The following is a 2323-nucleotide window of genomic DNA, read 5'->3' as shown; positions in this document are numbered from 1 at the left end:
CCAACATCGTCGAGAAGCGGCTGCTTGCCGAAGGGCGGCACACCTACATGCTCGACGGCGACAATGTTCGCCACGGGCTCAACCGCGATCTCGGTTTCACCGAAGGCGACCGCGTGGAGAATATCCGCCGCGTCGCCGAAGTGTCGAAGCTGATGATCGATGCGGGCCTCATCGTGCTCGTCTCTTTCATCTCGCCGTTCCGTGCCGAGCGCCGCATGGCGCGCGAGCTGGTGGAGGGCGACGAATTCATCGCGGTCTTCTGCGACACGCCGCTCGACGTCGCCGAGAGCCGCGATCCCAAGGGTCTCTACAAGAAGGCGCGGGCCGGTCAGATCAAGAACTTCACCGGCATCGACTCGCCTTATGAGCGACCGGAGAACCCGGAGATCAGGCTCGAATCCGGCGCGAAGTCGGTCGAGGATCTTGCCGAAGAAGTGATTTCGCTGCTGCGCGGGCGCGGGATCATCGCGTGACCGGACCGGCGGTTCAGGTCGCCGGTACGCTCATCTTGCGCAATTCCGGTTTGACGACCTTGCCGGACGCGTTGGTCGGGAGTGCGGCGACGATATCGACGAAGCGCGGCACCTTGTAGTTCGCCATGTGCTCGCGCGCCCAGGCGATGATTTCCGCCCCGTTGATCGTGGCGCCGGGCTTCGGCACGACGAAGGCCTTGCCGACCTCGCCGAGGCGGTCGTCGGGCACGCCGATCACGGCCACCTGTCCGACGGCGGGATGCGCGCTTAACAGCCGCTCGACTTCCGCCGGATAGCAGTTGAAGCCGCCGACAATGAACATGTCTTTCATGCGGTCGGTGATGCGCAGATAGCCGCGCTCGTCGAGCAGGCCGACGTCGCCGGTGTGAAGCCAGCCGTCGGCGTCGACGGTGTCGCGCGTGGCTTCCGGATTGTTGAAATAGCCCCGCATCACATTGTAACCGCGCACGACGACTTCGCCGGGCGTACCGGTCGGAACGGGATTTCCTTTCTCATCGACACAACGCAATTCGATGCCTTCGATGGCGCGGCCGCAGGCGGTCGCCACGGTCTCCGGGTCGTCGCTGGCGACGCTCAGCGAGACGACGCCGCAGCTTTCCGTGAGGCCATAGCCCGACAGCACGACATCGAAGCCGAGCTCGCTGCGCATGCGTTCTATCAGGATCGGTGGAATGGTGGCGGAGCCCGTGATCGCGGCGCGCAGGCTCGAAATATCGAAATCCTTGAGGCGCGGATGGGCGAGCAGGCTGTGATAAAGCGTCGGTGCGCCCGGCATGACGGTGATGCGGTCGCGCTCGATTTGCGCGAGGGCAAGTTCCGCGTCGAAGGCCTGCACCGGATAGACGGTTGCGCCGCGCATCAACGCCGCAACCCAGCCGGCCTTGTAGCCGAAGGAATGGAAGAAGGGCGAGACAACCAGATAGCGGTCTCCCTCGACGAGGCCGACTGCGCTCGCCCAGGCATCGAAGGCCCGGAGGTTCTGACCATGCGCAGTCATAACGCCCTTGGCCCGACCCGTCGTGCCGGAGGTGAAGAGAATGTCGGAAATGTCGTCGGCATCCGGCATGCGCGCCGCGAGCTCGGCCTCGCTCACCTCGTCGGCCAGCGCCAGAAAGCTTTCCCAATCGGTTTCGCCGGCACGGGCGTCCCGAAGCACGATCATCTGTTCGAGCGGTTTCGGCCAGACGGCCGAAATGAGATCCGGATAATGGGCGCCGAGAAAATCGCCGATGACGAAGAGCGCCCGTGCGCCGGCGTCGGACAGAATGTCGGCGGCCTCCTGGCCTTTCATGCGCGTATTGACCGGCACGACGATGGCGCCCGCGCTCTGGACGGCGAGGGCGGCGACGATCCATTCCCAGATATTCGGCGCCCAGATGCCGACCCTGTCGCCACGCTCTATGCCGAGCGCGATGAGGGCGCGGCCGGCGCGGCGGCGTTCTTCGTCGAGTTCGGAAAAGGTGAGCGTCTTGTCGCCGTCGACAATGGCGGGCCGGTTCGGCCAGCGGCGCGCAGCGGCGGCCGCGAGGCCGGGGATGGTGTCGGCGTGTGAGGCGGGTTCCGTCGGCATGCGGCTCGGGCTCTCTGCTGGTCAGGCGAGCTAACCATGCCGGATGCCGCAAAGTCCTAGTCTTTTCGGACGATAGGAAAGCCCGCGATCACGTGTCTGAGCGCGACCGCGGGCTTGATCGTCAGGCGGCGAGGAAGCCTTCGAGGCGCTTGCGGATGATCGCTTCGGCTTCGCTCATGATGCGGTCGATCAGCTCCTTCACGGACGGAATGTCGTGGATCAGGCCGGCGACCATGCCGCAGCTCCAGGCGCCCGCATC

The 2323-nt window shown here is 65.3% G+C and carries 2 protein-coding genes and 1 pseudogene; 1 reads left to right on the top strand and 2 read right to left on the bottom strand.

Annotated features, from left to right (window positions below; all coding sequences use genetic code 11):
- Nucleotides 1-473 (top strand): adenylyl-sulfate kinase (gene cysC, locus VMR03_RS15380; protein WP_325406759.1); only part of this gene is annotated, 473 nt, incomplete at its 5' end.
- Between the two features lie 13 nt (nt 474-486).
- On the opposite strand, the gene VMR03_RS15375 is transcribed toward cysC, so the two are convergent.
- Both VMR03_RS15375 and VMR03_RS15370 read right to left on the bottom strand, forming a co-directional pair.
- Complete coding sequence (locus VMR03_RS15375; protein ID WP_325406757.1) at nt 487-2064, bottom strand: FadD3 family acyl-CoA ligase; 1578 nt, start codon at nt 2062-2064, stop codon at nt 487-489.
- 121 nt (nt 2065-2185) lie between these two features.
- Nucleotides 2186-2323: pseudogene (locus VMR03_RS15370) on the bottom strand (nitronate monooxygenase); the annotation flags it as partial.

Source organism: Parvibaculum sp. (assembly GCF_035511255.1).
Taxonomy (GTDB): Bacteria; Pseudomonadota; Alphaproteobacteria; order Parvibaculales; family Parvibaculaceae; genus Parvibaculum.
Note: the sequence above shows the minus strand (reverse complement) of the source record. Positions and strands in the feature narration are given on the sequence as shown.